Below are 26,322 nucleotides of genomic sequence, written 5' to 3' on the forward strand. Positions count from 1 at the left end.
ACCCGTCTTTTTCAGGCGCTACAACGCTTGAACCCGCCTCTTCGACAAAGCAAAAATCCCCAGCGCGCTGCCCAATGCCAGGGCGCTGGCAAGTGCCGTGGATAGCGCGAACTCGCGCGTGTAGGGCAGCAGCAGGCCAACCACAGAGATGCTGCCCAACAGCAGGCTAAAGAACAGCGCTTTTTTACGATAGGGCGCCTTTAGGTTGAGATAGGCGGCGACGGCGCAGACGATAAGCGTGCCACCGACGACGACCAACAGCGGCAGGATGATGAGCGCCCCGGCGAGGAGATTGGACAGCCCAACGTCCTTCACGCCGGCGTAAGAGACAATAAGAAACATGATGCCGATGGCTAACACCGTGCTCAGTTTGATGACGATATAGGCGCTCGCGCACAGGTTAAGCGCCTTTAATCCTACTATCATCACGTTGTTTGCCATCGTTCATCCTTGAGTTTGCTGGATATGGGCCGTGTTGGCCTGGGGAATGGTTTATCTTACCCCAACCCCCCAATCCTTCCCCGAATCTCCTCCTCCGGCAGATCCACGCCAATAAACACCAGCGTGCTCTTGCGTTCTTCCTCAGGCAGCCATTCCCGATCCCAGTCGGCGTTATACAGCCGCTGTACGCCCTGGAACAGCAGGCGGCGCGGCTCGTCTTCGATAGACAGAATGCCTTTGTAGCGCAGCAGGTTATCGGCGTATTCCAGCAGCAGGCCTTCCATCACGTCGGAGATTTGCATCAGCGGCAGCGGGCGCTCCAGCGTCACCACGATCGAGCGGATGTCGCTCTGAGGCTGCGGGATGCGGCGGAACAGCGGGGCGGGCGGCGTCAGGTTGAGCTTGTCGTTCAGCGTAAAGCCTTCGATGTCGAACAGCACGCTCAGATCGATATCGCCGTGCGTTACCTGGTAGACCGGCGTGCGAGCGTTCATCCGCTGCAGCCGCTGGATCAGCGCCTCGCAGTCCGGCGCCACGTCGGTTTTGGTCAACAGGAGGCGGTCGGCGTAGCCCACCTGCGCCTGGGCGATGCTGAACTGGCTCAGCTGCTGCTCGGCGTGCGCCGCGTCCACCAGGGTGATGATGCCGTCCAGCAGGAAGCGCTCGCACAGGATCTCGTGCGAGAAAAAGGTCTGGGTAATCGGGCCGGGATCGGCCATGCCGGTGCATTCGATGATCAGCCGATCGAATGCCAGCTGGCCGCTGTCAACGCCGTCCAGCAGATCCAGCAGCGCGTCCGCCAGTTCGTTGGACTTGCTGCAGCAGATGCAGCCGTTGCTCAACGTGGTGATGCGGCTGGCGCGATCGCCGATCAGCGCGTCGTCGATCGGCACTTCGCCGAACTCGTTCTCGATGACCGCGATTTTATAGCCGTGTTCGGCGTTCAGGATGTGGCGCAGCAGGGTGGTTTTGCCGGCGCCCAAAAAGCCGGTCAGGATGGTGACTGCAATGGGTTTCATACAGGTCCTTGTGACTGCGGGTTAACAGCAGCGCATGCCGCCTTTGCCGTCGCCGCCGTAGCGCGCTTGCTGGCGCTCGCGGAAAAATTCTTTATAGGTCATCACCGGCTTGTCCGGGTGGTTGCCTTTCATGTGCTGGACGTAGGTATCGTAGTCAGGCACGCCCACCAACATGCGCGCTGCCTGCCCGAGGTACTTCCCCGCCTGGCCGAGATTTCCGAACATAGTTTCTTACTCCCAAATACCCTGCTTACCCTTCGTCTTTCGAACCGCAGCGGTGTTGGCTGCATTCCCGAACCCCAGTCACTTACTTGAGTAAGCTCCTGGGGATTCGCTCACTTGCCGCCTTGCTGCGGCCCGAAATCCTTTGGGTACCGGTTAGCTTTCATGTCGGTACTGCATAACTGATTTCATTATGCAGGGTATCCGTTAAATCACATCAATGCTGGGTCGAAACTTTGACCTCCCCCTCAGTTACGCCGTCGGCGGGCGTGGCCTGCGGCACCGGCACGTAAGGCGTTTCCTGGTCGGTGCGTTTCGGGTTCTTGTGCGCCGCCAGCGCGGTTTTCACCCCGTAGAAGATGATGCTGTACACCACCAGCAGGAACAGAATGCTCAGCCCGGCGTTGGTGTAGTTGTTCACCACGATGTGGTTCATGTTGGCGATCTGCTGGGCGCTCAGCTCGGCGCCGCCTTCGGCGATCTTGCGCTTATACTCGCCGGCCAGGAAGAAGAAGCCTTCCAGCTGCGGGTTGTCGCTGAACAGCTTCAGCCCCAGCGCGTAGGTGGTGCAGATCAGCAGCCACACCGCCGGTAGCACGGTCACCCAGATGTATTGGGTGCGCTTCATCTTAATCAGCACCACGGTGCCCAGGACCAGCGCCACGGCGGCCAGCATCTGGTTGGAGATGCCGAACAGCGGCCACAGGCTCTTCACGCCGCCGAGCGGATCCACCACGCCCTGATACAGCAGGTAGCCCCACAGCCCGACGCAGCCGGCGGTGCCGACGATGCCGGCCACCAGCGAGTCGGTTTTCTTCAGGAACGGCACGAAGTTGCCCAGCAGATCCTGCAGCATAAAGCGGCCGGAGCGGGTGCCGGCGTCCAGCGCGGTCAGGATGAACAGCGCTTCGAACAGAATGCCGAAGTGGTACCAGAAGCCCATGTTGGCGCCCGGGATGATCTGGTGGAACACGTGGGCGATGCCCACCGCCAGCGTTGGCGCGCCGCCGGCGCGGTTCAGCACCGAAGGTTCGCCGATGTCGGTGGCGGTCTGCAGGATCTGTTCCGGGCTGATGACGAAGCCCCAGGAGCTGACCGCCGCCGCCGCATGCACGGTCACGTCCTTCAGCGAAGCCATGATCATCGGCGCGTCTTCGGTGCCTAAGCGGTGCAGATCCGGCATGGTGATGCCCAGCGCCGCCGGCGGGGTGTTCATGGCGAAGTACAGGCCCGGCTCGATGATGGACGCCGCCACCAGCGCCATGATGGCGACGAAGGACTCCATCAGCATCGCGCCGTAGCCGATAAAGCGCGCGTCGGTCTCATTGGCCAGCAGCTTCGGCGTGGTGCCGGAGGCGATCAGCGCATGGAAGCCGGAGACCGCGCCGCAGGCGATGGTGATGAACAGGAACGGGAACAGGGTACCTTTCCACACCGGGCCGGTGCCGTCGACGAACTGGGTGACCGCCGGCATTTTCAGCTCAGGGTTGAGGATCACGATGCCGATCGCCAGCCCGACGATCACGCCGATTTTCAGGAAAGTGGCCAGGTAGTCGCGCGGCGCCAGGATCAGCCACACCGGCAGCAGGGCGGAGATGAACGCGTAGCCGATCAGCGTGAAGGTGATGGTGGTGTCTTTAAAGGTCAGCGCCGGGCCCCAGTACGGGTCGTCCGCCACCACGCCGCCGAACCAGATGGCGGCCACCAGCAGCACGATGCCGATGACTGACACTTCACCCACGCGGCCGGGGCGCAGATAGCGCATGTAGATGCCCATAAACAGCGCGATCGGTACGGTGGAGCAGACGGTGAACACGCCCCACGGGCTTTCCGCCAGCGCTTTCACCACGATCAGCGCCAGCACCGCCAGGATGATGATCATGATCAGGAAGCAGCCGAACAGCGCGATGGTGCCCGGTACCGGCCCCATCTCTTTTTTGATGATCTCACCGAGCGAGGCGCCGTTGCGGCGCGAGGAGATGAACAGCACCATAAAGTCCTGCACCGCCCCCGCCAGCACCACGCCGCCCAGCAGCCACAGCGTGCCGGGCAGGTAGCCGACCTGCGCGGCCAGCACCGGCCCCACCAGCGGTCCGGCGCCGGCGATGGCGGCGAAGTGGTGGCCGAACAGCACGTTCTTGTTGGTCGGTACGTAGTTCAGGCCGTCGTTGTTGACCACCGCCGGGGTGGCGCGGCCGGCGTCCAGCTTCATCACCTTGGTGGCGATGTACAGGCTGTAGTAGCGGTAGGCCACCAGATACACCGCCACCGAAGCGACGACGATCCACAGCGCGCTGATGTGTTCGCCGCGGCGCAGCGCTACCACGCCGAGGCAGGCTGCGCCGAGTATCCCCAGCAGCATCCACGGAATGTGCTTTAAAATCCCCTCTCGTTTCATGAGGTATCCTTAATTCCAGTCTGCAAATATGAATGAACTCATCCGCTTGTAAGAGATGTCAGAGTGGCGCGGTGAGCCGTAGCGTCTTTCCCGAGGTAAGGCGGGTTTAGGAACAGCTCATCATCGCCGGGGGTAAGGGGGGAAGACAGGCGTATTTCGCTCAGCGGTCAGATTCGCCGGGTGAACGGTTGGATTAGCGGGGTAAGCGGTTGGCGGCTGGTTTCATCATGTTTTGAATATAGTGGCGCAGTTGTGTCGGGTGAGAATCGTATATACCCTGCGTTAGGCAACGTATGGAAAAGGATAAAGACATGGAAGAACAAACAGAAGGCGTCAGCAGTGAAATGCGCGTCAAAATAAAAAAGGTGTTGCGTGAAATAGAAGCGCGATATGACGTAAGAGTGTTATATGCCTGCGAGTCCGGCAGCCGTGGATGGGGATTCGCCTCGCCGGACAGTGATTACGACGTGCGTTTCTTGTATGTGCATCGGCCTGAATGGTATTTGCGCGTTGAGACGCAGCGTGACGTGATCGAGCTGCCGATAGATGATGAGCTCGACGTCTGTGGGTGGGAATGGCGCAAGTCGCTCGGCCTGTTAAAGCGAGCTAACCCGACGTTGATCGAATGGCTGGATTCACCGGTGGTTTATCGGCAGGATGCTGAAAGTGTAGAGGCGCTGAAAGGCGTCGTACCTGAGTGGTTTTCCGCAACGCGAGCACGCTGGCATTATCTTTCCATGGCGCGTAAAAATTTCCGCGGCTACTTACAAGGCGAGGAAGTGCGCCTAAAAAAATATTTCTACGTTCTGCGGCCACTGCTGGCCGTCCTTTGGATAGAAGCGGGCAAAGGGGTGCCGCCAATGCGTTTCGATCACCTGCTGGCTGGAACGGTGAGCGATCCATTGTTGTTAGCGGAAATTCATGCCTTGTTGGCGGTCAAAAAAAGAGCCGGAGAAGCAGAATACGGTCCCCGTAGGGAGCTGATACACGCGTTTATTCTGCAAGCGCTTAAGGCTCATGAACAACCGGCTGAATTACCTGATAGCTGCGCGCGCAGTGATTTCTCGCTCGACGAATTGCTTTATAAAACCGTCATGGCGTAATGGTCGTGCGGGTTGCCGATGAGGGGGCACAGGAGGGCGTAATAATACCTTTCTGTGCTGTTGCATTGGCAATCACCGCCAGGCTGCCGCTGTTGCCAATGCAGACCCCGGAATAACCGGCCGGCTTTAACCCCCTGTTTTTCAGTTCGCTTGCCGGGTGCCGAACGTTTCCGGCAGCCTGTCTCCTCAAACCGTCTGCATGGCCTGCAGCAGGTGGATAAACGCGGCGCTGAGCGGCGGCGTGGCCGGCTCATGGCGGGTAAAGACGTAAAAGCGCGCGCTGATGTCGATCTCCTGCGTCGGGATTTTCTGCAGGTGCAGCTGCGGGGCGTAGTGCGCGACCACCCGATCGCTCAGCAGCGCGATATAGCCCTGCTGCCTGACCAGGCACCAGGTCGCCAGAAAGGAGTCGGTCTCGACGATCTGGCCATGCGGCGTGTAGCGTTCGGCGATCTCGCGGATGGCGGCATGCCCCACCGAGCAGGAGCGCGGCACCACCCATTTTGCTTCGGCCGGCGGCTGCCCGGCTGCGGTACGGTCGCCTCCCTGATAGAGCGAGAATCGCTCGCTTTTCAGCGCCTGCATGGCCAGATCGGCGCCGCCCGCCGCGCCGTTCAGGCTGCTGACCGCCAAATCCAGCTCGCAGTTTCGCAGCCGGGCCAGCAGGCCTTCCGGGCCATCTTCCACCACCGTCACCCGGGTATGCGGGTAGCGGCGGTTGAAGCCTTCGAGCACCTGAGGCAGGTAGCACAGCAGCGGATCGACGCTCATCCCCACCCGCAGGCGCTTCTCGCCGTCAGCGCTCAGGCCGCGCAGTTCGTCAAACGCGTTGAGCAACTGATTGGTGGCGGCGTCTATCCGCCGGTAAAACAGCTCACCGACCGCCGTCAGGCGCACGCCGCGGTTGCTGCGCTCCAGCAGCCGCGCGCCGATGGTCATTTCCAGCTCTTTCAGCACCCGGCTGAGCGTCGGCTGCGAGATGGCCAGCTTTTTCGCGGCCTCGTGCAAGCTTCCACAGTGGACAATGTCTTTGAACATCGTCAGATGAGCCAGCTTCGGCATGGTTTTCATGGTTGATCTCCCTGGAAGTGAACGGCATCAGCCGGAGCCGGCGATGCGGCTGTAATAGGCCTGTTTCATCATGCTGTCGTTCAGCAATTTATTGATGGTCTGGTCGAGCACCGGCGTGGTGACGGAGGCCGGCATCAAGGTGGCGGTGATCTCCACGTCGTCGTCGCCAAAGGGTTCGATATCCAGATGCGAGATAAAGCAGTTTTCCCCTTGCAGCACCTGTTTGAATTTGGCCAGCGCCTCACGCTGCTCATGCTCGAAGGCAATGACGCAAATCTGGTAGGTGGATTCGCCGTTAACGTCATTGAAGGGTTGTTTGTTGACCATATTGACCAGGGGGCGCAACAGGGTGTTGGCGGCGAGCACGAACAGCGTGGCGGCCAGCGCATCGCCGTACAGGCCGCAGCCGGCACAGGCGCCGACCGCCGCGGAGCCCCAGAGCGTGGCGGCGGTGTTCAGGCCGCGGATGTTCATCCCTTCCTTCATGATGGCCCCGGCGCCGAGAAAGCCGACGCCGGAGACCACGTAGGAAATGACGCGCACCGCGCCGCCGCTGCCGTCGATGGTCATGGCCAGATGGACGAAGATCGCCGCGCTGGTGGCCACCAGCGTGTTGGTGCGCAGCCCGGCGGTGCGCTGGCGGAACTGTCTTTCGTAGCCGATGGCGGCGCCCAGGACGGACGCGGTCAGCAGCGTCAGCAGTGTATGAATGAAATGCATGATAATAACTCGATGTATTATCCGCTTATCATGAGCCACCCGTGGCGGGGTAACTCTTGATAAACAGGTAGTTAAGTTGGCGGGATTCCGTCCCGCCAGTCCAGGGCGGCGCTCAGTGCGCGGCGGCGATCTGCCGGCTGAGCGTCTCGCTGATTTTGTCCGTCAGCGGCTGCATCCCCTCGCGGGTGCGCGCCTCGCGGCGCTGCGTGATGTGATAGCAGCCGTCGAGGGTGCCGGCGCCCAGCAGGAGGATGCGGTCAGACATCATCACCGCTTCCTCTACGCTGTGGGTGACCAGTACGATGGAGCGGGTTTTGATCTGGTGCGTGCTCCAGATACGCAGCAGATCGCTGCGCAGGTGTTCGCCGGTATAGACGTCCAGCGCGGAAAAGGGCTCGTCCAGCAACAGCAGCATCGGTTCTACCGCCAGCGCGCGCGCGAAGCCGACCCGCTGGCGCATGCCGCCGGAAAGTTCGCGCGGGTAGGCGTCGCGGTAGGGCGCGAGCCCGACCAGATCGAGCATTTTCAGCGTTTGGGCTTCGACCACCTGCGGCGGCAGATCCTGCGCCTGCAGCCCGAAGGCGATATTTTGGTAGACGTTCAGCCACGGGAAAATGGCGAAGGTCTGGAACACCATGTTGATCTGCGGATTCGGCCCCGAGACTTTTTTATCCCCCAGCATCACGGTGCCCAGATCCGGCGCGATCAGGCCGGAAAGAATGCGCAGCAGGGTGGATTTGCCCGAGCCGGACTGCCCCAAGATGCTGACGACCTCGTTGTCGTAAAGGCGCAAATTGATTTCATTCAGTACCAGACGTTTTTCTTTACCAGTAGGCTGAACGCTTTTGCTGACGTTATTGACCGTCAGCAGCGTGGTTTTTTTTACCATCATGATCCGTCTCCACCCAATTAAAAATATGAGCATGGAAAAAGGGCCGATATTTATCGCCGGGCAGGCGTAAAATAAATGCGGGTGCAAATAAGCCTGACCGTTATCGGACTGTTAATACGCTTATGCTGGAGGGGTTAGCCCATCGGGCGTGCCGGTGCGGCATGCGCGCAGGCCAGAGGCTGAAGGGTAAAGCGAAGGGATGCTATAACTGACTCATATCCTGACACTTTCAGGATGCAATGGGATGACTATTGCTCCTGTGACCTCAGCGATTCCAACAATAAAATAAACAACCAACTGTCGCCGTCCATATCATTCTCCCGTTATTTTTCGTGTGGCCATAATACGCGTGCCATAGCCTGTTATTCAATGTGGTTGCGCCGAATTATGGCGGCAAAATGTAATTTAATATGAATGCGGGGAAAATTTTCTTTATTCATTAAACGGGGCGTAAACGGAAGGCGCAAGAATGAATATAGGCATCATTTTACGGAAATATAAACCTGAATTAAACGAGAGAATAAGAGGCGAGCGGTAAGTCACATAATAAACCGGCCGGAGAGCGCCCTCCGGCCGGGATGGGGATCAGAACTGATACATGATGCCGGTTTCGACGATGTCGTCGGCGCCGGCGCCGACGGCGTTCTGCTGTTGCAGCAGGTTGAGTTTGTACTCCACGTAGGTAGACATGTTGGCGTTGAAGCTGTAATTCAGCGCCAGATCCAGATATTTGACCAGATCGGCGTCGCCGATGCCGGGCAGGTTGCGGCCGCGCGTTTGCAGGTAGGCCAGCGAGGGCGTGACGCCGGAATCGAAGTGATACTGCGCGACCGCCTCGAGGGCGTCCGCGCGGGGGGCGAAGCCGGCGTAGCGATCGCCGTCGACGTAGGTCATGTTCTCGGTGCGCGCGTAGCTTGCCGCCAGGTAGAGGTTGTCCTGGTCGTATTTCAGCCCCAGCGTCCAGGCCCGGGCGCGATCGCCGTCAGCCAGGCCGAAGCGCTGTTGCGCCAGGGTGCGCGCAGAGTTGGCGTAGGCGGCGCCAACGTTGAGCCCCACGCCGGTGTCGTAGGTGGCGGAAAAGGCGTAGCCATCGCCGTTTTGCGTCTGGATATCCTTCGCCCGTTGAGCGTCGTCCCCCCGATTCTTCCCCTGATATTGCAGGCCGAGATCCAGGCCGTCGACCAGACCGCCTAGGCTGCGGTTGTGGTAGGTCAGCAGGCCGTTGGCGCGGCCGGTCATAAAGTTGTCGGCCGCTTCGTAGCTGTCGTTGCCGAATTCAGGCAGCACGTCCGTCCAGCCGGCCACGTCATACAGCAGGCCGTAGTTGCGGCCGTAATCCAGACTGCCCCAGTGGCCGAACGTCAATCCGGCAAAGCCCAGGCGGGTATAGCTGTCGCCCGGCCCGGCGCTCTCCGGCTGATCGAGCCCTGCCTGATATTCCCATTGGCCATACCCCGTCAGCCCGTCGCCGATCTGCGTCTCGCCTTTGAAGCCGAAGCGGGTATAGGAGCGGTCGCCGTTATTGTCGGCGTCGCTGCTGAAGTCATGCACGCCGTTCAGTTGGCCGTACAGATCCAGTTTATTGCCGTCTTTATTGACGATTTCCGCGCCGGTGGCGGCGGCCGGCAGCAGGATGAACAGCGTCATCAGCACGCTTTTATGGTTCATTTCAGTTCCCCAAGTGAATGAAAACAGGGCCGTTAACCGGCCGATTGCGCTTGCGCGATTTTTTTGTACAGGCAGCTGCGGATCCGATCGGTGAGGTGCCGCAGGCCTTCCCGATTGCGCGCCGCACGCGGGATATTGACGCTGAATTCGTCGTCGATCCGTTTGCTGGTCGCGTCCAGGATCAGCACCCGATCGGACATCAGCACCGCTTCTTCGACGTCGTGCGTCACCATCACCATGGCGCGCGTGCGCAGCCGGTTGTCTCCCCACAGCGCCAGCAGGTCGCCCCGCAGTTTTTGCGCGGTAAAGATATCGAGGGCGGAGAAGGGTTCGTCCAGCAGCAAGAGGTCGGGCTCTACCGCCAACGCCCGGGCGAAGCCCACCCGTTGACGCATGCCACCCGAGAGCTCGCGCGGCCAGGCGTGCTCATAGCCGGTCAGGCCCACCAGGCGCAGCAGCGCTCCCAGCCGCTCGGCGATCGTCTGCGGCGGCAGCCGTTGCGCCAGCAACCCGAAGGCGATGTTGTCGTACACCGTTAGCCAGGGATAGAGCGCGTAGGACTGAAACACCATGCCGACGTTGGCGCTCGGGCCGTCGACCGGTTTGCCTGCCAGCGTGAGTGTGCCGCTGTCCGGTGGGATCAGCCCGGCCAGCATGCGCAGCAGCGTGGACTTGCCCGAGCCGGATTGCCCCAGAATGGTGACGAACTCGCCGGCGTGCACGGTCAGCGTCACGTCGCGCAGCACGGGGTTGGGGCGCTTGTTTTCGCCGATAAACGTCTTGTTCAGCCGGCGGGCGCTGATAATCACCTCTTGAGTCACCATGTTGTTCCCCCTTGATCAGTCATATTTGAATTTGGTTTCCGCGATGCGATACAGCGGTTGCCAGACGAAGATGATGCACAGTGCCACCAGCGCGCACATCGCGGCGCAGCCCAGCGCGGACTCCGGGTTCTTGCCGGCGTCGGTGACGACGGAAATGAACGCGCCCAGCCCGGTGGCGCTGAGGGTGGTGCTGCCCCACTGGATCACCTCGGCGGCGATGGCGCTGTTCCAGGCGCCGCCGGCGGCGGAGATGATGCCCGTCACGATGTAGGGGAAAATTGCCGGCAGCATGTAGTAGCGCCACCAGCGGAAGCGGCGCAGCCCGAAGGTTTCGCTGACCTCGGTGATCTGCGTCGGAATGGCGGAAACGCCGGCGATCACGTTAAACAACACGTACCACTGGGTGCCCAACATGATCATCGGGATGGCCCACCAGCCGAGATCCTGATGATAAATGGCGATGAAGGCGGCGATCAGCGGGTAGAAAATGTTGGGCGGAATAGCCGCCAGGATCTGGATGATCGGCTGGAAGATCTTCACCAGCCGCGGATTCATGCCGATCCACACCCCCAGCGGCGTGAAGATCGCCACGCTGAGCAGCATGGCCGCGGCCACGCGCGCGGTGGTGAGCAGCATCCATTCCGGCAGCATGGCGAAGTACTGTTTGGGGAAGTATTCCCACAGCCGGTAACCGAACCAGACGCAGGCCAGCACCACGCCGAGATACCACAGGCTGCGCCACAGCCAGTTCCCCTTGGCGGCGAGCCTGAACAGGCGGTGCAGGCCGAGGGCGTACCACAGCCGCGGCAGCTTGAACAGCCACAGGTCAGCCAGCGCGCGCAGCGTGTGGCCCAGCGCCGCACCGACGTGCGAGAAGGCCAGGCTGTTGTAAAACCACGGATTGCCGAGCGGCCGATTGGCGGTGACGTCTTCGTATTTGAAGCGCGCGGTATAGCGCACCAGCGGGCGGAAAACCAGCTGATCGAGCAGCACGATGTTGGCGGCCAGCGCGACGATCGCATACAGGATCGCCGGCACGTTCTGCTGCGCCAGCGCTTCGGCGATGTAGGAACCGACGCCGGGCAGTTCGACCGAGCGATCGCCGACCGGAATGGCCTCGGAGGCCACCAGGGCGAACCAGGCGGCGGATTGTGACACCATGGCGTTCCACAGCAGGCCCGGCACCGAATAGATGAACTCCAGCCGCCAGAAGCGTTGCCACGGGTTGTAATTGAAGCTGCGTGCGGCTTCATCCAGCTCCTTGGGCACGATGCGCAGCGTCTGATACAGCGTCAGCATCATGTTCCAGGCCTGGCCGGTAAACACCGCAAAGATGGCGGTGCACTCCAGCCCCATCACGCTGTGCGGGTAGAGGTTGAGAAAATACACGGTCGTGAAGGTCAGGAACCCCACCAGCGGCACCGACTCCATAAAGTTGACGAAGGGCAGGATCACCCGGCGCAGCGGCGTATAGCGCGCGGCCAGCACGGCGAATACTACAGAAAACAGCAGCGACCAGGCCATGCCGAGGAGAAAGCGCATGCTGGTTCTGAGCGAATAATAAAGCAGGTTCCAGGCATCAAGACTAATGGCAGAGACGTTTTGTTCATTGAAGTCACCGTGCATGTCACCCCAGGCACGAATAAAAAAGGCAATGAAAAAAACACCGATGGCGATAACGATAAAGTCATTTAAATAAGACTTTCTGAAAACAGATGTACCCCGGTTATTTTGCATAACGCAATACCTTATTTTTCCCATAAGAAATCCGTCGGCGCTCGGGGAATATGCCCGGCGACACCAGATAAATACCGCCGTAGCGGTTGAGACAGACGTTGTTTTCGCAGCGGGGCGATGGGTGGGCCGGCAGAGCGGGAAAGGCCGTCAGAAGGGGAGCGGTTGCCGCATTCCGTGTCTTTCAGAATGCAACCTGGATGGCATTACTGAAAGACGCCCAATAGCATTAGCGTAAAACTAAAACTTTCATCGCCCATGGGGCCCTCCTCGGTTTAAATATGGCAGGAAGAGGGTAATGTTTTTCGCTAATAAAAAGCAATTGGCGGTGTAGGGTTTTTACGGTTGATATGTAACAGGATAAATATTCATTTTTTAATCGCTATATCCGGAAAATAAAATAACGCATGGGGGTGGCGATAAAGACGGGGAAATAAATCGCGGCGAAATAAAACGGCGCGCCTGGAGGGTGCGCGCCGCCGTAAATCAATAAACCTGCCTGCCGTTGATACCGGCGGGGAAAATGCCGGTGGCGAACAGATGCCCGTTGGCCTGGATCTGATCGTCGGGCAGCATCTCCAGCGGGAACTCGGCCGCCAGGCAACTGAGAAAGGCGTTGCGATCGTCCGTGGTGGTAAAGCCGATCAGATCGTAGAACAGCAGTGACGCGATTAGCTGGCGATGTTCCGGGATGCGCCGCAGCAGCGCCGCCGACGGGAACGGCAGGTGGAAGAAGAACGCGCAGGCGTTCAGCAGCCCCTGTTCCTTCAGCGCCTGGGCGCAGGGCAGCAGCTGGTAGTCGTCGATGCAGACGGTGTCGCCGGGGCACAGGTGCTCGCAGGCGATATCGGCAAAACGGCGGTTCAGCTGCCGGTAGGCGCGGTAGTTTTCCGGCGTGAAGTGCGCCTTCTCCGGCTGGTTGTGGAACACCGGCCATAGGCCGTCGTGGTAATAGCCCTGATAGTGGCGGCGAAACTCCTCGATCGACAGCGGAAAGGTCACCTGATCGTAACCGGTGCGTTGGCGGCAACTGATCGGGCGCTGTGCGAAATTCTGCACGTCGCCGTTCCAGCCGAGCCACAGTCCCGGTTCGGCGTCGGCCGCCAGCGTCTGGCCGGCGCAGGCCAGATCCTTACCGTCGCACTGCTTGTTGGAAATCAGCACCAAACGAGACATGGGGGCCTCCTTATCAGTGAAGGGCGCGCAGGGCGTGCGCCGAACCATCGGCGCGCCAGGGCGCTTGCAGCGCGGGCAGCGTGACGCGCAGGCCGCGCAAGGCCGGATGCGCCAGACAGCAGCGCGTCAGCCAGCTTCCCAGCCCGACGCCGCGGTATTCGGCGCTGACGAACAGTTCGCTCACCGAGGCGAAGGTGGCGTAATCGGTCACCATGCGGGCGAAACCGAGCAGGTGGCGCTTGCGATACAGCCCGAAGCACAGGCCGTGGCGCGCCAGGCGCTCGGCCGCCGCCCGATCCGGCAGGTTGAGGAAACGCTGGATCGCATCGATATCCAGCAACTGCCGATCGGTGCTGATATGAAAAACGCCTTTGCGCCAGCAGAGCAGCGGCTGTGCGGACGCCCGTTGCGGTTGCATATTCATGATTATCCTTAGGTTAATGAACCGGTGGTTACAGCATCCAGCCGAGTTCGGCGGCGGTGACCTGTTCCTCGAAGCGGCGTAGTTCGGCGCTTTTGCAGGTGTGCCACAGGGTGCAGAACGCCGGGCCGAGCAGCTCACGCAGGGGATCGCTGTGGCGGAACAGCGTCAGCGCCTCCTGTTGGCCGAGTGGCAAGGGCGCGGCGTTGTCGCTCTCGCAGCCGTTGGCCGCGGGCGGCAGCGGCAGCGGGTTTTCCAGGCCGTGCAGCAGGCCGCCGAGCATCACCGCCAGCGCCAGATAGGGGTTGGCGTCGGCGCCGGCCAGGCGATATTCGATGCGCTGGTTGGCGCTGTCGGCGCAGGGCAGGCGCAGCGCCACCGTGCGGTTGTTGTGGCCCCAGGAGGCGCGCAGCGGCACGTGCATGCCGGGGCGGAAGCGGCGAAACGCGTTGATGTTGGGTGCCAGGATCGCCATCGACGCCGGCATCAGCGCCAGCATGCCCGCCATCGCCTGCTGCATGTTGTCGCTCAGTTCGCCCGGCGCGCCGGTCAGCAGGTTCTCGCCGTGCTCGTCCTGCAGGCTGATGTGAAAGTGCAGCCCGCTGCCGGCGGCGTGGGCGCAGGGCTTGGCCATAAAGCAGGCGTGCTGGTGGTGTTGCTCGGCAATCTGCCGCGTCAGGCGCTTCAGCGCCATGATCTGGTCGCAGGCTTCCAGCACGCGCCGGCTGTGATGCAGATTCAGCTCGTATTGGCCGGAGGCGGCTTCGGCCACCACGCCGGTCAACGGCAGGTTTTGCAGGCGCGCGTGCCGTTCGATGTCGCTCAGCAGCGCATGGTGGCGCTCGGGCGCATCCACCGCGAAGCTCTGCGTTGGGCAGGTTTCCGCCTCGGCGGGATGCTGTGGATCCTGCAGGTAGAACTCCAGTTCGGCCGCCACCACCGGGAAGCAGTTGCGCTCGTGCAGGCGCTTCAGCACCCGTTGCAGCACCACACGCGGCTCCAGCTCGCAGGCGCCGCCGTCGGCGTTTTGCATCGTCAGCAGCAGCTGGGCGTGGCGTTCGGGATCGCGCGCGCAGGGGCGCAGCGTGCCGGGCACCGGCAGGCACAGACGGTCCGGCTCGCCCGCCCGCTGCCCCAGCCCGCTTTCTTCGATCACCCGGCCGTGCAGATCCAGGGCGTAAATCGACAGCGGGAAGTAGCAGCCTTTCTCCAGCCCAAAGGCTTCGGCGATCGGCAGCCGCTTGCCGCGCAGCTGGCCGTTCAGATCGTGCAGATAAATATCCAGCTGTTCGGTCTGCGGATAGCGCTGCAGGTAGTGTTCCAGCTCTTTGTGGAAGGCGCGCGTTGGCGAAGCGGGCAGCTCCGCCAGCAGCGGATTGAAGCCGATGATATTAGCATGCATGGCGTGCTCCAGAACGACGACCGATCACGGCTAGAGGCAGGGATAAACGCATGGGACAACTCTCTTGTGAGGCCATAGTGGCGATGTGAAAAGGGTATCTGCGGCGGCAAAAACTGTCTGTAAAAACGCCGTAACGTTAACGGGGCGCGGAATAAAAATGCCGTAAAGAGTGCGGCGGCGTTGGCGGGTTGGCCGCGCCGGTACGGTCTATACTGGCGAGACGGGCCGTTGAAGGAGAGATAATGATGAAGAAAATAGGGCTGCTTATCGCCGCGCTGGCCGCGTTCAACGCCACCGCGTCTTCCCCACAGGCGTGGGCCGAGAGCGAAAGGGCGATGCGCGTCGCCTGCCTGAAAGTCAGCGGGCTAAAAAACGCCAGGGTGGAAGGGGCGATCGTTCACTACGGTGATGACGTCGGCTATTCGGCGCTGTTTATCGGCGGGCGCTACCCGCAGCCGTTTATGAAAAACAAGCCGGGCAGGGAGCTGTGCTTATATCAGCGCACCACGCAGAAGGCGGCGGTGCAGGCGGTGGAGGGGAGCAACGCGTCTGCTCAACCTTGATGCTTGATGAGGTAAATAAAAATACAACCCACGGCGATAATAACGACCTCTACGAGCAAAAGTATAAAATCCATCGCCAGCCACTTTTGTAGCTCAAGAGAGGTGGTTTTTTGCACGAAGTCGTAGGTTTTCGCATCGAGCCAAACCTGATTCCTAATCTTGATTTTTTTCCTCTTCAGGATCCAAAGAAACCACTGTGCCTTTAATGAGATACCTAGCATGCCGAGGCCGTCGGCAAAGGCGACATAGGGCGGAATAAAATGTCCGCTGCCTGCGTAACGCTGATAGAAAGCGTCAAACTCTTTTTTATGGCGACGGTAGCCAATGAATTGGATGAAGGCGCTTAAAACCAGCAGCGTTAAGCATAATATGACAAGGGTTTTCATTGAGTAGCCTGAATCACGACATTCTCGCTATTATCATAAAGATCAATGCCATGATGAAGAGCATGCCTTCCAGCGCCAAAAACGTGCCGTTGTTTTTCATCCAGGTCTGCAAGCGTTCAGATGATGAAAGACGAACAAATTCATAAGTCTTGGCGGGAAGATATTGGTTTTTTTTTACCTTGATTTTCTTGCCGCAAAGGATCCATCTGAACCATTGGGCTTTGATGGAAGTACCTAAAGAGCCGAGGCCATCGGCAATCGCGACGTGAGCAGGGACAAAGTGGCCCTGTTGGGTATAGCGTTGATAAAAAACATCGAACTCGCGTTTATAGCGACGAGAGTAAATATCTTGAACAAGCCAACAAAGTAAGAGCAGCGCGGCTGCAATAAGTGATGCTGTTTTCATAAGCCGCCGGCTAAGGTTCAAGGGGCGTTATGCCTTGCTCAAAAAAGCAAAGATACACATCAACGCCAAACACCCCATTTTCAGCACGCTTAAGATGAAGTCTTTTCGAAGCCAGTTTTTGAGGCGTTGAGATGTATTTTCATTTACGAATTCGTAGGTTTTTGGGCTCAGAAAAGCGTTTTTCCCTATCTTTATTTTTCTGCCATTCAATATCCAACGGAACCATTGCGCTTTGATAGATACACCGAGCAAACCAAGGTTATCCGCGAAGATGACAAATGGAGGCAAGGGGTGGGCGCTTTGCACATAACGTTGATAGAATTCAGAAAATTCGTCTTTATAGCGCCGATAGTAAAAGTACTGAACCAGGGCACTAATCAATGTCAGAGTGAAGAACAGAACGATAGCGATTTTCATTATTCACCAAAAATGAAACCAGTAATGCTGTCGGCGGCTGCACCGCCACCCCAACTGCCAGCTGCGCCACCCAGAGCAGCGCCTGCTATACCACAAGCTAAAATACCGGTACCAAACGTGGAGGCGCCAAAGACGATACTACAAGCCGTCATTGCTAACATCGCACCACCTTCACCCCCCAAAATACCTGCCGCAGTACTTGCCGCAAAATGACTGTATCCCTTCACCGCGATCTTGGCGCACTCCTGTTCGCGGCCGAAGTATCATCTGAAAATACAACGATGGGTAGCTTAATGATCGCTACGTAATAGTGTTTTTCCATTATGCTCGATGCTCAAAGTAAAGGTTCTCATGTATTTACGCCTTTCCGTATCGTTATTCATCGAGACGCCGAGCAAGACCGAGTATTCTCCCTCAGCCCAGTTTACTTGCGGATAAGTGACGCATTGCCCGGGTTTCAGGTCAGGCAACAGAGTGACTTCTGGTGAGGTCCAGACGATATGCCATTGCCGTTGTTCCTGTCGTGAGACGATCACTCCCCGGTTTTGCAGGCTGTCGCCGCTGCGAACGCTGTTGATAGGCACGGCAAAGCAAGGTTGGTTGTCTTTTAGCGAGACATCCAACGGATGGTACCAGGGTTGAGTGGATTGACAGCCGTTCAGTAGCAGTGCGCACAGTAACGAGAGATAAAGTCTTATCATGACAAGGTGTTCCGGTTCTTTGGATTGTTCAGAAAAGCTCGCAATACCCATTCATAGCGTTTTTTGATGTCTGGCCCAATAATGCCGCTGTAGTTGGTGATTACTTGAAAGCCATTGCGTCCGAATTTAGTTAGGTAGAAATAGTCAGCAATGATACTTGCCTGTGCCTCCATTCCATAATCGGATAGAAGATGATAATTGGGCAAGGAATACTGATAGGAAACCGCCCAACTAGCCAACCAGCGCAGGCGTACGTTCATGCCTAATTGATATTGCCAGACATGCGCCATTTCATGGATAAACCAATGCTGATCGTAGGCGTTTGCCGTGGCAAAGTCTTCTTGAAAGTGTTTGGGCATAAAATAGAGCGTGCCATTTGGTGTTACGGCCGTATCTTCATGCTGTAAGCCGAAGGGGAAATAGCTGCCGTTATGGACGCGAACGCGGGAGTAATCGACAGCGTTTTTGTAGAGCAGTCTGGCCAATGTGATTTCACCGGCCGTAAGTTTTCTGGCGTTTCCTTGAGTTGTGGCCATGGTTTTAATCCGTTAAAACATGAAAAAAACACCATAGCGAAAGTTCAGGCATGATTAACCCACTTTGTCACAATCTTTTGCGTTCGCTCACAAGATGGAAAGGCAAATGGATGTTGGGTGCAATCTATTGATTGATATGAAAAATGATTTTATTTCTTTATATATATTCAAAAATAAAAACGCCGGGTTGCGTGCTTTATTACCTCGCCAAATCCGCATGTTTTCTTCTCTGGCCGATACTGATGCCGCTGTTCCCGTATCTCGTCGCATTCCATGCTCAAGCCGCAAGGCAATCACCACTGTTTTTTCGAGCTGCCAGGCAAAACGCCAATGGCGGTCTGGAGAAAATTATATATTCCGGTCTATCGTCTTGTCATAGATTGTACTCTATAATCAGGAGATGCCATGTGGACGGTAATGACAACGGAAGAGTTTGATCGGTGGCTCTGTGAACAGGATGAATCGACGCAGGAAAAGGTGTTGGCCGCGCTGGTGATGCTCGAGCGTGCAGGGCCTTCTCTTCGGCGGCCTTTTGTCGACGTGCTGAAAGGCTCGTTGCATTCCAACATGAAAGAGCTGCGTATTCAGCACAAAGGGCGGCCGATTCGCGCTTTTTTCGCCTTTGATCCGGCGCGGCAGGCGATTGTGCTGTGTGCGGGCGACAAAACGGGTAATGAGAAGCGGTTTTATAAAGTGATGCTGCCCATCGCGGATGCGCAGTTCACCCAATATTTGATGTGTTATTTCAAGGAGTAACCCATGAGCACCTTAAAGCAACTGCTGGCCTCCCGCACCCCGGAGAGCCGCCGGCGCATCGAGGAAATGGCCGAAGAGATGCTGTTTGAAGCGCACCTGCACCAGCTGCGGGAAGCGCTGAATATTTCCCAACAGGAACTGGCGAAAACGCTGGGCATTTCCCAGCCTTCTGTCGCGGCCATCGAAGGGCGCGGCAATGAGCTGAAGATTTCGACCCTGAAACGCTACGTGGAAGCGATGGGCGGCACGCTGCGCCTGGACGTTGAGCTGCCGGGCGGCAAGCACGTCGGGTTTACGGTTTAAGTGCAGGCTGTGCGCCACTCCCCGCCATTTCCCGTTCGATCACCGTCGCCAGCGCCTGCGCGGCGGATGAGAGTTGGTGCTGCGCCAGGCGGATCAGGCCCACGCGCCGTTCGATGATCGGGCCGATCAGCGGCACGCAGACCGCCCCCAGCTCATCCATCTGTTTCTCGCACAGCGCCGGCACCGCGCTTGCGCCGAGGCCGTTGGCCACCATGCGCCCGACCGTCACCAGCTGGTGACTTTCAAACGCCACCTCCAGCGTTCGCCCGCTGCGGGCCAGCTCCTGCTCCAGCAGCAGCCGCACCGCCGATGGCCGCTGCAGGGTGATGAAATCCAGCGTCAGCAGCTCTTTCCAGCTTACCTGCGCCTTGCGCGCCAGCGCCGAATCCTTCGGCACCACCGCCAGAAAGCGATCGCGGCACAGCGGGGTGAAGTGCAGGGTGTCGCTCGGCTCCGGTTCAAAGGCGATGCCCATCTCCACCCGCCCTTCGCGGATCATTTCAAACACCTGCTCGTTGATGACGTCGTGCACCGCCACGTTGATGCCGGCGTAGCGATCGCGAAACGCCTTGAGGATCGGCGGCAGCGGGTTGCCGGCGAACGACGGCATGGCGGCGATCGCCACCTTGCCCATCTGCAGGGTGAAGCGCTGGCGCATCGCCTCTTCCGCGTTGTCCCAATCCGCCAGCAGCTGGCGCGCCATCGGGAAGAAGGTTTCCCCCTCCGGCGTCAGCGTCACCCGGCGGGTGGTGCGCAGCAGCAGCGGCCCGCCCAGCGCGTCTTCCAGCCCACGGATCGCCAGGCTGAGCGCCGGCTGAGAAATATTCAGCCGCTCGCTGGCCTGGGCGAAGTTCAGAGTGTGAGCTACCGCTAAAAACGCACGTAACTGTTTGATGCTCATTTTCATTTTGGCTGGCGTTAACTCTTTGTTAATTGTCGGTTAACGACTGATTAATAAAAATTCTAAATGAATGCGGCATAAAAACAAAATTAACAAATCATTTTTGTGACCTGAAGATGCCCTCACGCAAGCCAGGGCATTTCGCCCTGCGCCGCAACATGCAGGGGCAACGATATGGCAGGGCTCGACAAACGCGTCGGCAGCTACCAGGAAGCGCTGGCAGGCCTGACGGACAACATGACGGTGCTGGCGGGCGGCTTTGGCCTGTGCGGCATCCCGGAAAACCTGATCGAAGAGATCCGCCGGCGCGGCGTGCGCGGGTTGACGGTGGTCTCCAACAACTGCGGCGTCGACGGATTCGGCCTCGGGCGGCTGCTGGAAACCCAGCAGATCCGCAAGGTGGTGGGATCTTACGTCGGCGAAAACGCGCTGTTCGAGCAGCAGGCGCTCAGCGGCGAACTGGAGGTGGATCTCACGCCGCAGGGCACGTTGGCGGAGAAGATCCGCGCCGGCGGCGCCGGTATCCCGGCGTTCTTCACCGCCACCGGTTACGGCACGCCGATCGCCGAAGGCAAAGAGGTGCGCGAGTTCAACGGCCGCCCTTACATCATGGAAACCGCCATCACCGGCGATTTCGCCATCGTTAAAGGCTGGAAGGCCGATCACTTCGGCAACGTCATCTACCGCCACACCGCACAGAACTTCAATCCGCTGATGGCGACCGCCGGGCGCATCACGGTGGTGGAAGTGGAAGAGATCGTCGCGCCGGGCGAGCTGGATCCGGCGGCGATCCACACCCCCGGCATCTACGTCGATCGGCTGATCCAGGGCACCTTCGAGAAGCGTATCGAACAACGCACCCTGCGGGCATAAGGAGAATTTGCATGCTTACCCGTGAACAAATGGCGCAGCGCGTGGCGCAAGAGCTGCGGGACGGTTACTACGTCAACCTGGGCATCGGCATCCCGACGCTGGTGGCCAACTACGTGCCGGCGGGCATGGACGTGATGCTGCAGTCGGAAAACGGCCTGCTGGGGATGGGCGAGTTCCCGACCGAGCAGCAGCTGGACGCAGACATGATCAACGCCGGCAAGCAGACGGTCACCGCACGCCTCGGCGCGTCGATCTTCGATTCGGCGCAGTCGTTCGCCATGATCCGCGGCGGCCACGTCGATCTGACCGTGCTGGGGGCGTTTGAAGTGGACGTCGAGGGCAACATCGCCTCGTGGATGATCCCCGGCAAGATGGTCAAGGGCATGGGCGGTGCGATGGATCTGGTGGCGGGGGCGGAGAACATCATCGTGGTGATGACCCACGCCGCGAAAGGCGGCGAGTCCAAGCTGCTGCCGCGCTGCACGCTGCCGCTGACCGGCGCCAACTGCATCCGCAAGGTATTGACCGATCTGGCCTATCTGGAAATTGAAGACGGCGCCTTCGTGCTGCGCGAACGCGCGCCGGGCGTCAGCGTGGCGGAGATTGTCGCCAAAACCGCCGGCCGGCTGATCGTGCCGGAGCAAGTGCCGGAAATGCGTTTCTGAATCGGGAGGTGAATGTGCAACAACGTGAAGTGGTGATCGTGGCGGCAACGCGCACGCCGGTCGGCAGTTTTCACGGCGCGCTGGCGCCGTTGACGGCGGTGGAACTGGGCACGGCGGCGGTGCAAGGGCTGCTGGCGCAAAGCGGGGTGGCGCCGCAGCAGATCGATGAAGTGATCCTCGGCCAGGTGCTGACCGCCGGCTGCGGGCAGAACCCGGCGCGCCAGACCGCGCTGAATGCCGGGCTGCCCGTTACAACGCCGGCGCTGACCATCAACAAGGTGTGCGGCTCTGGTTTGAAGGCGGTGCATCTGGCGGTGCAGGCGATCCGCAGCGGTGACGCCGAGGCGGTGATCGCCGGCGGCCAGGAGAGCATGAGCCAGTCGCCTTACCTGATGGCCGGTGCGCGCGCCGGTCTGCGCCTCGGCCACGCGCAGATGGTGGACAGCGTGATCCACGATGGCCTGTGGGACGCGTTCAACGACTACCACATGGGCATCACCGCCGAGAACCTGGCGGAGAAATACGCCATCAGCCGCGCCGAACAGGACAGCTTTGCGCTGCGCTCGCAGCAGAAGGCGCAGGCGGCGCAGCAGGCCGGGCGTTTCGCGCAGGAGATCACGCCGGTGACGGTGCCGAAGCCGAAGGGCGAAGCGTTGCTTGTTAAGCACGACGAACAGCCGCGCGACACCAGCCTGGAGGCGCTGGCGCGGCTGCGCCCGGCGTTTCGCAAGGAGGGTACGGTAACCGCCGGCAACGCCTCATCGCTCAACGACGGCGCCGCCGTGGTGCTGCTGATGAGCGCGGAAAAAGCCACCGCGCTGCGCTTGCCGGTGTTGGCGCGCATCGCCGGTTACGCCTCGTCGGGCGTCGATCCGGCGATCATGGGCATCGGCCCGGTGCCGGCCGCGCGCCGCTGCCTGGAAAAGGCCGGCTGGCGGCTGGACGAGGTCGATCTGATCGAGGCCAACGAAGCCTTCGCTGCGCAGGCGCTGGCGGTGGGCAAAGAACTGGGCTGGGAGGCGGAGCGGGTCAACGTCAACGGCGGAGCGATCGCGCTGGGGCATCCGATCGGCGCGTCCGGCTGTCGCATCTTGGTGTCGCTGCTGTACGAAATGCAGCGCCGCGGGGTGAACAAGGGGCTGGCGATGCTGTGCATCGGCGGCGGGCAGGGCGTGGCGCTGGCGGTAGAGCGCCCGTAAACAACCGAGGAGGGCACGATGCAGTCATCTGACTATGCGGTACTGGGCGCCGGATTGATGGGGGTGGGCATCGCCACCCACTTTATTCGCCACGGCCATGAGGTGCTGCTGTATGACCCGGATCCGCAGCGCCGGGTGGAGGCGCCGGCGGTGGCGAGCGGCATTCTGGCCGAGCTGAGCGACGTTGGGCAGTTTGATAACGATGAGCGCGACGCGGCGCTGGCGCGCCTGCGCGTGACCGGCGAGCTGAACGACGTGGCGCGCGCCCGGCTGCTTATCGAGGCGATCCCGGAACGGCTCGAGCTGAAGCACGCGCTGTATGAGCAGTTGGAAGGGCTGATCGCCGACGACGCGGTGATTGCCAGCAACACCAGCGGCCTGCCGCCGGACGAGCTGGCGGCGCGCATGACCCACCCGCAGCGCCTGCTGATTGCCCACTTCTGGCACCCGCCGCACCTGATCCCGCTGGTGGAGATCGTGCCCGGCCGCGCCACCGATCCGCGCCATCTGGCGGCGGTGCAGGCGCTGCTCGGCGGGATGGCGCTGGAGGCGGTGCTGCTGGAGCGCGCCGCGCCGGGGTTTGTCGGCAACCGGCTGCAGTTTGCGGTGCTGCGCGAGGCGCTGCACATCGTCCACAGCGGCATCGCCAGCGCCGAGGTGGTGGATCAGGTGATGCGCGCCTCGCTGGGCCGGCGCTACGCCATGGTCGGCCCGCTGGAGGCCGCCGACATGACCGGGCTGCCGACGGTGGCGGACATCGCCCGCCACCTGTTCCCGGAACTGGCGACCGGCGACGAGATGATGGCGCTGGTGGAACAGCGGCTGCAGCGCGGCGATACCGGCCAGCGCAGCGGCCGGGGATTTTATCTTTGGGATGACGCACGCAGGGAACGCATTCAACGGCGACGGGCGCATCAGCTGCGCTTTGCGCTGAAACCGTAATTTCGCACTCCGTACCTGACAATAACAACGATACTGAGGTGACCGATGAGCGTTTTGATTGCCCTGGCAGCACTGGGATTACTGATGCTGGCCGCCTACCGCGGCTACAGCGTGATTTTGTTCGCCCCGATCGCCGCGCTGGGCGCGGTGCTGTTGACCGATCCCGGCGCGGTGGCGCCGACCTTCACCGGGCTGTTTATGGAGAAGATGGTCGGCTTCGTGAAGCTCTACTTCCCGGTGTTCCTGCTGGGGGCGGTGTTCGGCAAGCTGATCGAGCTGTCCGGCTTTTCCCGTTCGATCGTCGCGGCGGCGATCCGCATTCTCGGCCGGCGTCACGCCATTCCGGTGATCGTGCTGGTGTGCGCGCTGCTGACCTACGGCGGGGTGTCGCTGTTCGTGGTGGCGTTCGCGGTCTATCCGTTTGCCGCCGAGCTGTTCCGCCAGAGCGGTATCCCCAAGCGGCTGATCCCGGCCACCGTGGCGCTCGGCGCCTTCTCCTTCACCATGGACGCCTTGCCGGGCACGCCGCAGATCCAAAACATCATCCCGACCAGCTTCTTCGGCACCAATGCCTGGGCCGCGCCCTGGCTGGGGCTGATCGGCTCGCTGTTCATCATCGCGGTCGGTCTGCTGTATCTTGAACGCCAGCGGCGCAAGGCGCAGCTGAAGGGAGAGGGATACGGCACCGATCTGCTGAACGAGCCGGATACCCCGGACGACATCAACCTGCCGAACCCGCTGATCGCCATCCTGCCGTTGATTTTGGTCGGGGTATTCAACCTTGGCTTCACCCATTGGATCCCGCAGTGGTACGGCGCCAGCCATGAGCTGACGCTGCCGGGGCTGGCCAAGCCGATCGCCACCGACGTGGCGAAGATCACCGCCATCTGGGCGGTGGAAGCGGCGCTGGTGTCGGGTATTCTGTTGGTGGTGGTGTTCGGCTTTCGCAATATTCGCGGCCGGCTGGCGGAAGGCAGCAAGACGGCGGTCGGCGGCGCGATCCTGGCGGCGATGAACACCGCCTCCGAATACGGCTTCGGCGCGGTGATCGCCGCGCTGCCGGGCTTTTTGGTGCTGTCGCAGGCGCTGTCGGCGATCCCCAATCCGCTGCTGAACGAAGCGATTAGCGTCACCCTGTTGGCCGGCATCACCGGATCGGCCTCCGGCGGCATGAGCATCGCGCTGGCGGCGATGTCCGACAGCTTTATCGCCGCCGCCCATGCGGCACAGATTCCGCTGGAGGTGCTGCACCGGGTGGCCTCGATGGCCAGCGGCGGCATGGACACCTTGCCGCACAACGGCGCGGTGATCACCCTGCTGGCGATCACCGGCCTCAGCCACCGGCAGGCCTATGGCGGCATCTTCGCCATCACCCTGATCAAGAGCGCCGCGGTGCTGTTCGTGATCGGCGTGTTCTACCTGACCGGCATTGTTTAAAGGAGCGATACCATGAGTGTACAAGGCAAAACCGCGCTGGTGACCGGCTCGACCAGCGGCATCGGCCTCGGGATAGCGTCCGTGTTGGCCGCCGCCGGCGCGCGCGTGATCCTCAACGGCTTCGGCGACGTGGAGCAGGCGCAAGCGCAGGTCGCGCGGCTGGGCGCCGCGCCGGGGTATCACGGCGCCGATCTCGGCGATGCGGCCCAGATAGCGGACATGATGCAGTATGCCGAACGCGAGTTCGGCGGCGTGGACATTCTGGTGAACAACGCCGGCATTCAGCACGTGGCGCCGCTGGATCAGTTCCCGGTGGAGAAATGGAACGCCATCCTCGCCATCAACCTGTCGGCGGTGTTCCACACCTGCCGATTGGCGCTGCCGGGGATGTGCGAGCGCAACTGGGGGCGCATCATCAACGTGGCGTCGGTGCACGGGCTGGTGGCGTCGAAAGACAAGTCGGCCTATGTGGCGGCCAAGCACGGCGTGGTGGGGCTGACCAAGACGCTGGCGCTGGAGACTGCGCGCACGCCCGTCACCTGCAACGCCATCTGCCCCGGCTGGGTGCTGACGCCGCTGGTGCAGCAGCAGATCGACAAACGCATTGCCGCCGGGACCGATCCGCAGCGGGCGCGCGATGAGCTGTTGGCGGAGAAGCAGCCTTCGCAAGCGTTCGTCACGCCAGAGCAGCTCGGCGAGCTGGCGCTGTTCCTGTGCAGCGATGCGGCGGCGCAGGTGCGCGGCGCCGCCTGGAACATGGACGGCGGTTGGCTGGCGCAGTAGTGAATTCTCTCTCGGAGCGCGCAACGCGCTCCGTCGTTATTTCCCCTCATCAGTTAATTCCCCTGCGTGACGGTTTACCTGCGGCAATAATATTTATTTGTTATTTGCTATTTTTATTCCCGGATAATCACGCCGGTTTATTTTTGGTGAAACGTGCGGATTGGTTTATTTCGTGCTGCGGCTATTACATTATTTTTCTCCGCGTTACAGATGAACACGTTTTTGCTGAAATTAAATCCAACCTGAAATAATGACAGGTTATGGCGTGAATTTTTATATCTTGCGTGCGCTGTTCACATCGGGTAATTATTTCTGCGTGGCTTAAGACCACCGTGTTTATAACAATAATTTTTTCGGGCAGGG

32 protein-coding genes are annotated in these 26,322 nt (G+C 60.4%); 12 read left to right on the top strand and 20 right to left on the bottom strand.

Features of this window, described 5'->3' with window-relative positions; genetic code table 11:
* Positions 1 to 18 precede the first annotated feature (18 nt).
* From C9411_RS06205 to C9411_RS06220, 4 genes are all read right to left on the bottom strand, one after another.
* On the bottom strand, positions 19 to 441 hold the full coding sequence (locus C9411_RS06205; protein ID WP_107226681.1) for a hypothetical protein: 423 nt from the start codon (positions 439 to 441) through the stop codon (positions 19 to 21).
* Between the two features lie 56 nt (positions 442 to 497).
* Positions 498 to 1,460: a GTPase gene (gene yjiA / locus C9411_RS06210; RefSeq protein ID WP_107226682.1), complete on the bottom strand. Its 963-nt coding sequence runs from the start codon at positions 1,458 to 1,460 to the stop codon at positions 498 to 500.
* A gap of 21 nt (positions 1,461 to 1,481) precedes the next feature.
* Complete coding sequence (locus C9411_RS06215) at positions 1,482 to 1,685, bottom strand: YbdD/YjiX family protein (RefSeq protein WP_107226683.1); 204 nt, start codon at positions 1,683 to 1,685, stop codon at positions 1,482 to 1,484.
* Positions 1,686 to 1,899: 214 nt separating this feature from the next.
* The gene (locus tag C9411_RS06220; protein ID WP_107226684.1) at positions 1,900 to 4,080 is read right to left on the bottom strand and encodes a carbon starvation CstA family protein; all 2,181 of its coding nucleotides are present in this window, start codon (positions 4,078 to 4,080) and stop codon (positions 1,900 to 1,902) included.
* 311 nt (positions 4,081 to 4,391) lie between these two features.
* Here C9411_RS06220 and C9411_RS06225 point away from each other — a divergent pair, with 311 nt between their 5' ends.
* On the top strand, positions 4,392 to 5,183 hold the full coding sequence (locus C9411_RS06225) for a nucleotidyltransferase domain-containing protein (RefSeq protein WP_164038516.1): 792 nt from the start codon (positions 4,392 to 4,394) through the stop codon (positions 5,181 to 5,183).
* A 186-nt stretch (positions 5,184 to 5,369) separates the two neighbouring features.
* Here C9411_RS06225 and C9411_RS06230 read toward each other — a convergent pair whose 3' ends face one another.
* The 9 genes from C9411_RS06230 to C9411_RS06270 form a co-directional block, all read right to left on the bottom strand.
* Positions 5,370 to 6,254 carry a LysR family transcriptional regulator gene (locus C9411_RS06230; RefSeq protein WP_107226685.1) on the bottom strand — a complete coding sequence of 295 codons (885 nt, stop codon included), beginning with the start codon at positions 6,252 to 6,254 and terminating at the stop codon, positions 5,370 to 5,372.
* Positions 6,255 to 6,281: 27 nt separating this feature from the next.
* Positions 6,282 to 6,974 carry an MgtC/SapB family protein gene (locus C9411_RS06235; RefSeq protein WP_019453282.1) on the bottom strand — a complete coding sequence of 231 codons (693 nt, stop codon included), beginning with the start codon at positions 6,972 to 6,974 and terminating at the stop codon, positions 6,282 to 6,284.
* Positions 6,975 to 7,086: 112 nt separating this feature from the next.
* The gene (locus tag C9411_RS06240) at positions 7,087 to 7,866 is read right to left on the bottom strand and encodes an ABC transporter ATP-binding protein (RefSeq protein WP_107226686.1); all 780 of its coding nucleotides are present in this window, start codon (positions 7,864 to 7,866) and stop codon (positions 7,087 to 7,089) included.
* A 585-nt stretch (positions 7,867 to 8,451) separates the two neighbouring features.
* Positions 8,452 to 9,534, bottom strand: coding sequence for a porin (locus C9411_RS06245; protein WP_107226687.1), 1,083 nt, complete (start codon positions 9,532 to 9,534; stop codon positions 8,452 to 8,454).
* A 32-nt stretch (positions 9,535 to 9,566) separates the two neighbouring features.
* A complete protein-coding gene (locus C9411_RS06250) occupies positions 9,567 to 10,358 on the bottom strand; it encodes an ABC transporter ATP-binding protein (RefSeq protein ID WP_107226688.1) in 792 nt (263 codons plus the stop codon).
* Positions 10,359 to 10,373: 15 nt separating this feature from the next.
* Entirely contained in the window at positions 10,374 to 11,900 is a 1,527-nt protein-coding gene (locus C9411_RS06255) for an ABC transporter permease subunit (protein ID WP_094859862.1), read from the bottom strand.
* A 678-nt stretch (positions 11,901 to 12,578) separates the two neighbouring features.
* Positions 12,579 to 13,268: a trehalose-6-phosphate synthase gene (locus tag C9411_RS06260; RefSeq protein WP_107226689.1), complete on the bottom strand. Its 690-nt coding sequence runs from the start codon at positions 13,266 to 13,268 to the stop codon at positions 12,579 to 12,581.
* A 13-nt stretch (positions 13,269 to 13,281) separates the two neighbouring features.
* Positions 13,282 to 13,692: a GNAT family N-acetyltransferase gene (locus tag C9411_RS06265; protein WP_107226690.1), complete on the bottom strand. Its 411-nt coding sequence runs from the start codon at positions 13,690 to 13,692 to the stop codon at positions 13,282 to 13,284.
* A 28-nt stretch (positions 13,693 to 13,720) separates the two neighbouring features.
* Complete coding sequence (locus C9411_RS06270) at positions 13,721 to 15,091, bottom strand: glutamine synthetase family protein (RefSeq protein ID WP_063991528.1); 1,371 nt, start codon at positions 15,089 to 15,091, stop codon at positions 13,721 to 13,723.
* Positions 15,092 to 15,336: 245 nt separating this feature from the next.
* On the opposite strand from C9411_RS06270, the gene C9411_RS06275 reads away from it, so the two are divergent.
* Positions 15,337 to 15,654 (top strand): hypothetical protein, encoded by a 318-nt coding sequence (locus tag C9411_RS06275; protein WP_107226802.1) that lies wholly within the window; start codon positions 15,337 to 15,339, stop codon positions 15,652 to 15,654.
* Here the strand turns inward: C9411_RS06275 and C9411_RS06280 are convergent.
* From C9411_RS06280 to C9411_RS06300, 6 genes are all read right to left on the bottom strand, one after another.
* The gene (locus C9411_RS06280; protein ID WP_107226691.1) at positions 15,645 to 16,040 is read right to left on the bottom strand and encodes a hypothetical protein; all 396 of its coding nucleotides are present in this window, start codon (positions 16,038 to 16,040) and stop codon (positions 15,645 to 15,647) included. The genes C9411_RS06275 and C9411_RS06280 overlap by 10 nt on opposite strands.
* Positions 16,041 to 16,053: 13 nt before the next feature.
* On the bottom strand, positions 16,054 to 16,446 hold the full coding sequence (locus C9411_RS06285; protein WP_107226692.1) for a hypothetical protein: 393 nt from the start codon (positions 16,444 to 16,446) through the stop codon (positions 16,054 to 16,056).
* A 27-nt stretch (positions 16,447 to 16,473) separates the two neighbouring features.
* Positions 16,474 to 16,863 (bottom strand): hypothetical protein, encoded by a 390-nt coding sequence (locus C9411_RS06290; protein ID WP_063991525.1) that lies wholly within the window; start codon positions 16,861 to 16,863, stop codon positions 16,474 to 16,476.
* A complete protein-coding gene (locus C9411_RS25975; protein WP_233221885.1) occupies positions 16,863 to 17,024 on the bottom strand; it encodes a hypothetical protein in 162 nt (53 codons plus the stop codon). The genes C9411_RS06290 and C9411_RS25975 overlap by 1 nt, the downstream gene beginning before the upstream one ends.
* A 129-nt stretch (positions 17,025 to 17,153) precedes the next feature.
* A complete protein-coding gene (locus tag C9411_RS25555; protein WP_146158872.1) occupies positions 17,154 to 17,564 on the bottom strand; it encodes a putative T6SS immunity periplasmic lipoprotein in 411 nt (136 codons plus the stop codon).
* Positions 17,561 to 18,100, bottom strand: coding sequence for a hypothetical protein (locus C9411_RS06300; protein WP_107226693.1), 540 nt, complete (start codon positions 18,098 to 18,100; stop codon positions 17,561 to 17,563). The genes C9411_RS25555 and C9411_RS06300 overlap by 4 nt, the downstream gene beginning before the upstream one ends.
* 106 nt (positions 18,101 to 18,206) lie before the next feature.
* Between C9411_RS06300 and C9411_RS25560 the strand changes: the two genes are divergently transcribed.
* The 3 genes from C9411_RS25560 to C9411_RS06310 are packed head-to-tail and all read left to right on the top strand — an operon-like array spanning position 18,207 to position 19,159.
* On the top strand, positions 18,207 to 18,479 hold the full coding sequence (locus C9411_RS25560) for a hypothetical protein (RefSeq protein ID WP_146158873.1): 273 nt from the start codon (positions 18,207 to 18,209) through the stop codon (positions 18,477 to 18,479).
* A gap of 26 nt (positions 18,480 to 18,505) precedes the next feature.
* On the top strand, positions 18,506 to 18,856 hold the full coding sequence (locus C9411_RS06305) for a type II toxin-antitoxin system RelE/ParE family toxin (protein WP_060440839.1): 351 nt from the start codon (positions 18,506 to 18,508) through the stop codon (positions 18,854 to 18,856).
* Positions 18,857 to 18,859: 3 nt separating this feature from the next.
* Positions 18,860 to 19,159, top strand: a complete 300-nt coding sequence (locus C9411_RS06310) for a helix-turn-helix domain-containing protein (protein ID WP_019453270.1) — start codon at positions 18,860 to 18,862, stop codon at positions 19,157 to 19,159.
* Here the strand turns inward: C9411_RS06310 and C9411_RS06315 are convergent.
* The gene (locus tag C9411_RS06315; RefSeq protein WP_063991524.1) at positions 19,149 to 20,066 is read right to left on the bottom strand and encodes a LysR family transcriptional regulator; all 918 of its coding nucleotides are present in this window, start codon (positions 20,064 to 20,066) and stop codon (positions 19,149 to 19,151) included. The two genes, C9411_RS06310 and C9411_RS06315, sit on opposite strands and share 11 nt — an antisense overlap.
* Positions 20,067 to 20,234: 168 nt before the next feature.
* Between C9411_RS06315 and C9411_RS06320 the strand changes: the two genes are divergently transcribed.
* The 7 genes from C9411_RS06320 to C9411_RS25565 are packed head-to-tail and all read left to right on the top strand — an operon-like array spanning position 20,235 to position 26,210.
* Positions 20,235 to 20,933: a CoA transferase subunit A gene (locus tag C9411_RS06320; RefSeq protein ID WP_049212496.1), complete on the top strand. Its 699-nt coding sequence runs from the start codon at positions 20,235 to 20,237 to the stop codon at positions 20,931 to 20,933.
* 11 nt (positions 20,934 to 20,944) lie between these two features.
* Positions 20,945 to 21,598, top strand: a complete 654-nt coding sequence (locus tag C9411_RS06325; RefSeq protein WP_025305151.1) for a CoA transferase subunit B — start codon at positions 20,945 to 20,947, stop codon at positions 21,596 to 21,598.
* Positions 21,599 to 21,612: 14 nt separating this feature from the next.
* On the top strand, positions 21,613 to 22,797 hold the full coding sequence (locus C9411_RS06330) for an acetyl-CoA C-acetyltransferase (protein ID WP_063991523.1): 1,185 nt from the start codon (positions 21,613 to 21,615) through the stop codon (positions 22,795 to 22,797).
* A gap of 18 nt (positions 22,798 to 22,815) precedes the next feature.
* Positions 22,816 to 23,739 (top strand): 3-hydroxyacyl-CoA dehydrogenase family protein, encoded by a 924-nt coding sequence (locus C9411_RS06335; protein ID WP_060451815.1) that lies wholly within the window; start codon positions 22,816 to 22,818, stop codon positions 23,737 to 23,739.
* A gap of 45 nt (positions 23,740 to 23,784) precedes the next feature.
* The gene (locus C9411_RS06340; protein WP_107226694.1) at positions 23,785 to 25,176 is read left to right on the top strand and encodes a GntP family permease; all 1,392 of its coding nucleotides are present in this window, start codon (positions 23,785 to 23,787) and stop codon (positions 25,174 to 25,176) included.
* Positions 25,177 to 25,188: 12 nt separating this feature from the next.
* The gene (locus C9411_RS06345) at positions 25,189 to 25,959 is read left to right on the top strand and encodes a 3-hydroxybutyrate dehydrogenase (protein WP_107226695.1); all 771 of its coding nucleotides are present in this window, start codon (positions 25,189 to 25,191) and stop codon (positions 25,957 to 25,959) included.
* Complete coding sequence (locus tag C9411_RS25565) at positions 25,944 to 26,210, top strand: hypothetical protein (RefSeq protein WP_146158874.1); 267 nt, start codon at positions 25,944 to 25,946, stop codon at positions 26,208 to 26,210. The genes C9411_RS06345 and C9411_RS25565 overlap by 16 nt, the downstream gene beginning before the upstream one ends.
* Positions 26,211 to 26,322 lie beyond the last annotated feature (112 nt).

Source organism: Serratia sp. Nf2, from assembly GCF_003028435.1.
In the GTDB taxonomy this organism is placed as follows: domain Bacteria; phylum Pseudomonadota; class Gammaproteobacteria; order Enterobacterales; family Enterobacteriaceae; genus Serratia; species Serratia marcescens_L.

What these genes read in the sequence shown, in the direction of transcription:
- C9411_RS06205 (WP_107226681.1), bottom strand. Translation starts at nt 441, where the DNA reads ATGGCAAACAACGTGATGATAGTAGGATTAAAGGCGCTTAACCTGTGC.
- yjiA (WP_107226682.1), bottom strand. Translation starts at nt 1,460, where the DNA reads ATGAAACCCATTGCAGTCACCATCCTGACCGGCTTTTTGGGCGCCGGC.
- C9411_RS06215 (WP_107226683.1), bottom strand. Translation starts at nt 1,685, where the DNA reads ATGTTCGGAAATCTCGGCCAGGCGGGGAAGTACCTCGGGCAGGCAGCG.
- C9411_RS06220 (WP_107226684.1), bottom strand. Translation starts at nt 4,080, where the DNA reads ATGAAACGAGAGGGGATTTTAAAGCACATTCCGTGGATGCTGCTGGGG.
- C9411_RS06225 (WP_164038516.1), top strand. Translation starts at nt 4,392, where the DNA reads ATGGAAGAACAAACAGAAGGCGTCAGCAGTGAAATGCGCGTCAAAATA.
- C9411_RS06230 (WP_107226685.1), bottom strand. Translation starts at nt 6,254, where the DNA reads ATGAAAACCATGCCGAAGCTGGCTCATCTGACGATGTTCAAAGACATT.
- C9411_RS06235 (WP_019453282.1), bottom strand. Translation starts at nt 6,974, where the DNA reads ATGCATTTCATTCATACACTGCTGACGCTGCTGACCGCGTCCGTCCTG.
- C9411_RS06240 (WP_107226686.1), bottom strand. Translation starts at nt 7,866, where the DNA reads ATGATGGTAAAAAAAACCACGCTGCTGACGGTCAATAACGTCAGCAAA.
- C9411_RS06245 (WP_107226687.1), bottom strand. Translation starts at nt 9,534, where the DNA reads ATGAACCATAAAAGCGTGCTGATGACGCTGTTCATCCTGCTGCCGGCC.
- C9411_RS06250 (WP_107226688.1), bottom strand. Translation starts at nt 10,358, where the DNA reads ATGGTGACTCAAGAGGTGATTATCAGCGCCCGCCGGCTGAACAAGACG.
- C9411_RS06255 (WP_094859862.1), bottom strand. Translation starts at nt 11,900, where the DNA reads ATGCGCTTTCTCCTCGGCATGGCCTGGTCGCTGCTGTTTTCTGTAGTA.
- C9411_RS06260 (WP_107226689.1), bottom strand. Translation starts at nt 13,268, where the DNA reads ATGTCTCGTTTGGTGCTGATTTCCAACAAGCAGTGCGACGGTAAGGAT.
- C9411_RS06265 (WP_107226690.1), bottom strand. Translation starts at nt 13,692, where the DNA reads ATGAATATGCAACCGCAACGGGCGTCCGCACAGCCGCTGCTCTGCTGG.
- C9411_RS06270 (WP_063991528.1), bottom strand. Translation starts at nt 15,091, where the DNA reads ATGCATGCTAATATCATCGGCTTCAATCCGCTGCTGGCGGAGCTGCCC.
- C9411_RS06275 (WP_107226802.1), top strand. Translation starts at nt 15,337, where the DNA reads ATGAAGAAAATAGGGCTGCTTATCGCCGCGCTGGCCGCGTTCAACGCC.
- C9411_RS06280 (WP_107226691.1), bottom strand. Translation starts at nt 16,040, where the DNA reads ATGAAAACCCTTGTCATATTATGCTTAACGCTGCTGGTTTTAAGCGCC.
- C9411_RS06285 (WP_107226692.1), bottom strand. Translation starts at nt 16,446, where the DNA reads ATGAAAACAGCATCACTTATTGCAGCCGCGCTGCTCTTACTTTGTTGG.
- C9411_RS06290 (WP_063991525.1), bottom strand. Translation starts at nt 16,863, where the DNA reads ATGAAAATCGCTATCGTTCTGTTCTTCACTCTGACATTGATTAGTGCC.
- C9411_RS25975 (WP_233221885.1), bottom strand. Translation starts at nt 17,024, where the DNA reads ATGTTAGCAATGACGGCTTGTAGTATCGTCTTTGGCGCCTCCACGTTT.
- C9411_RS25555 (WP_146158872.1), bottom strand. Translation starts at nt 17,564, where the DNA reads ATGATAAGACTTTATCTCTCGTTACTGTGCGCACTGCTACTGAACGGC.
- C9411_RS06300 (WP_107226693.1), bottom strand. Translation starts at nt 18,100, where the DNA reads ATGGCCACAACTCAAGGAAACGCCAGAAAACTTACGGCCGGTGAAATC.
- C9411_RS25560 (WP_146158873.1), top strand. Translation starts at nt 18,207, where the DNA reads ATGGATGTTGGGTGCAATCTATTGATTGATATGAAAAATGATTTTATT.
- C9411_RS06305 (WP_060440839.1), top strand. Translation starts at nt 18,506, where the DNA reads ATGTGGACGGTAATGACAACGGAAGAGTTTGATCGGTGGCTCTGTGAA.
- C9411_RS06310 (WP_019453270.1), top strand. Translation starts at nt 18,860, where the DNA reads ATGAGCACCTTAAAGCAACTGCTGGCCTCCCGCACCCCGGAGAGCCGC.
- C9411_RS06315 (WP_063991524.1), bottom strand. Translation starts at nt 20,066, where the DNA reads ATGAAAATGAGCATCAAACAGTTACGTGCGTTTTTAGCGGTAGCTCAC.
- C9411_RS06320 (WP_049212496.1), top strand. Translation starts at nt 20,235, where the DNA reads ATGGCAGGGCTCGACAAACGCGTCGGCAGCTACCAGGAAGCGCTGGCA.
- C9411_RS06325 (WP_025305151.1), top strand. Translation starts at nt 20,945, where the DNA reads ATGCTTACCCGTGAACAAATGGCGCAGCGCGTGGCGCAAGAGCTGCGG.
- C9411_RS06335 (WP_060451815.1), top strand. Translation starts at nt 22,816, where the DNA reads ATGCAGTCATCTGACTATGCGGTACTGGGCGCCGGATTGATGGGGGTG.
- C9411_RS06340 (WP_107226694.1), top strand. Translation starts at nt 23,785, where the DNA reads ATGAGCGTTTTGATTGCCCTGGCAGCACTGGGATTACTGATGCTGGCC.
- C9411_RS06345 (WP_107226695.1), top strand. Translation starts at nt 25,189, where the DNA reads ATGAGTGTACAAGGCAAAACCGCGCTGGTGACCGGCTCGACCAGCGGC.